This is a genomic window from Streptomyces sp. NPDC031274, assembly GCF_055570235.1.
On the sequence record NZ_JBVIHP010000480.1, the window covers coordinates 1 to 1,043 of the forward strand.

A 1,043-nucleotide genomic window follows, 5' to 3' on the forward strand; every position below is an offset into this window, starting at 1 on the left:
GCAGGAGCCCCGAGAGCATGAACTCGCTCGTGCCGAGGGCGAAGACGGCCAGGCCGAGGATGTAGACGGCTACGGGCATGCGGGTACGGCTTTTCCCTGGCCTGGGGGCCTTGGAGGCAGGGGCCTTTGGGTCAGGTGTCGGCATAACAGTGGTCAACGCTGGGGTGAGGCCTGGCATTCCTGGTGCGGGGCGGGGCTTGTCCGCCTGTGGGTGCGGTGCCGTGCCGGTATGTCCGTCCTCGCTATCGTCCGGTGGCCGTGCTGCTTCTTCGGCTCGGGAGTGCTGGGAGCCGTGCTCCGGGCGGACATACCGCCACGTCCCCTCGCGTGCGTTGCCGGCTGCGGGTGCGTGCGTGCTGCGGTGCGGGTCCGTCTGTGGGTGCGGTGCCGTGCCGGTATGTCCGTCCTCGCTATCGTCCGGTGGCCGCGTTGGTTCTTCGGCTCGGGAGTGCTGGGAGCCGTGCTCCGGGTGGACATACCGGCACGTCCCCTCGCGTGCGTTGCCGGCTGCGGGTGCGTGCGTGCTGCGGTGCGGGTCCGTCTGTGGGTGCGGTGCCGTGCCGGTATGTCCGTCCTCGCTATCGTCTGGTGGCCGCGTTGGTTCTTCGGTTCCGGAGTGCGGGGAGCCGTGCTCCGGGCGGGCATACCGGCCCGTCCCCTCGCGTGCGTTGCCGGCTGCCGGGTCATGGGCGGGCGGGAGACGGAGCGGCGGTTCTGTTCGGGGTCAGCCGCGACGCAGGTACGTGTGGAGATTCTCGCGGTCCGAGGCGCGGACGTAACCCGCCCTGGTCACCACCGTCTGTGAGGCCACGTTCTCCGGTTCGATGACGGCCAGGAGCGAAGTGAGCTCGGGGTGGGCCAGTGCCCTCTCGGAGAGGGAACGGAGCGCCTCCGAGGCATAGCCTCGGCCCCGCGCCGCAGGCACCACGTCGTAGCCGACCTCCGCCACACCCTCCTCGTCCGGCGGCCCGTGGAACCCCATCCCGCCGACGGCGACCTCGTCCTCCGTGCGGACCAGGGCGAACATGCCCCACTCGGGCCGG

The 1,043-nt window shown here is 71.0% G+C and carries 1 protein-coding gene and 1 pseudogene; both read right to left on the bottom strand.

The genetic code is table 11. From position 1 onward, the window contains the following. Positions 1-145, bottom strand: a pseudogene (locus ACZ5CR_RS47320) (Cmx/CmrA family chloramphenicol efflux MFS transporter); the annotation flags it as partial. A 579-nt stretch (positions 146-724) separates the two neighbouring features. Further along, on the bottom strand, positions 725-1,043 hold a 319-nt coding region (locus ACZ5CR_RS47325), incomplete at its 5' end, for a GNAT family N-acetyltransferase (protein WP_468870266.1).